Raw genomic sequence first — 1694 nt, forward strand, 5'->3', positions numbered from 1 at the left:
GATCACCGACCTTGCCGGTTCCAGCTTGCCTTCCGTGATCGACGGACTGGTGGAAGGCCTGATCTCTGGACCGATCGGCCGTAAGAAGCTTTCCGCGATCACCATCCTTTTGCAGGCGGGCGCACGCTCAGATGGTTGCATAGAACTGATCGGCGGCAGCGATGAGGGTGAGATTTTCGTGCAAGGCTGGGCGCAGGACTTGACGCCTTCCGTCACACGGCTCCTGATCAGTGGCCGGTCGCCTTCACTTGCTGAATGTGTAATCAGCGTTTTCGCACGCCCCGATCTGAACGAACAATCGTCAGGTTTTGCTGGGCTTTTGCTCGCCAATGAAATCGTCGAGCCGAATGACATCGAGCGTCTTCTGTTTCGGGGACGTCGCGGCTGGCGTTTCACCGAGGTTTACGACCGCCGTCTGATTTCAGGCGCGCGTGAGACGCCCAGCCATGTGCGAGCGATTCTGCCTMGCGTTCGCAGCTCGACCGAGATTCTCCTTCGTATGCGCTCGGCCGCCAATCGCTTCGATGGAACCGAGACGATCTCCAGCCTGCCCTTCCCGGTACGCATGGGCATCGACCACGTGTTTCGTGTGGAGGGGAGCGGCCTACTTGTCTCCGGCTGGTTGCTCGATCCCGACAATCATGTGGGGGACGTCAAATTGCGCCGGCATCGCGGCGAAACGCAGCTTGATGCAAACTGGACACGTATCGACAGGCCCGATGTTACCCGGGAATTCGACAACAAACCGCCATTCAACGCCGGGCTTGATCCCAATCGGCACGCGCATGGGTTTGTTGCCTTCGCACCCGAACTCGACGGGGACAGCACAGCACCTTTCTATGTGGAGCTTGGCCTAAGCGATGGGCGGCGCGCGTTCATGCCTCTGACACCGACGCGGATCACGTCGCGCGATGCGGTTGTCCGGCAGATCCGCGCGATTGACCCGAACGCTTGGGCGCTACGGCATATTGTCGATCAACAACTCGTGCCGCTGCTGCGTGGAGTGAACCGCCCTGCTCCTGAAATCTTTGGTGTGGTCGATCTCGGCTCGTTCGAGGACGTTCTTGGACCGGCGCTGATTATTGGCGTTGATGAGCGCGTAGAAGAGATTGCGCCGCTCGTTGCCTTGCTCGCCCTTGACCCGGAAACGCGTCGGGCACCAATCGTTATTGCGGCAGCGACTGAGATTGTCGATCGCATTGGGGTCCAGGTGCGGCGGCTTGCGGATTTCTACGGTCTACATCTGCGCCTCGTTTCGGCCAGCGGCTCGGAAGATCTTTACGATGCCCTTGAGGTGGGCGCCCGGGCCGTTTCCACCGAGACGGTTGTTTTTCTCGCCGCCTCGCTGCTTCCGCGCAATCCTGGATGGTTCAGCAAATTGCTGGCAGCCTATGAAGCGCGCAAGGAATGCGTCCTCTCCCCCACTCTTGCCTACGAAGATGATTCGATCCGCTGGGCTGGCACATGGGTCGCGGGCGCGCAGTCCGACCGTGCTCTGATCAGCCGTTATGCCGGATATCCCATTGACGCCGTAACAGGAATGGCAACGACGGAGGTAGCGACTGCGACATTCGAATGTTGTGTGATGCCGCGAGAGGCGTTGTTTTCTGTCGACGGGTTTACGCGTGGATATCTTGGCACACATGAAAAAGGCCTTGATCTCGGTCTGAAGCTCAAGCAATCCGGTCTGAAAT

1 protein-coding gene is annotated in these 1694 nt (G+C 59.2%); it reads left to right on the forward strand.

The genetic code is table 11. The features are described from left to right. A partial coding sequence (locus ACXJ5O_RS26065) for a hypothetical protein (protein WP_457302438.1) occupies nucleotides 1-1694 on the forward strand: 1694 nt, incomplete at both ends.

This window comes from Phyllobacterium sp. P5_D12 (genome assembly GCF_054049495.1).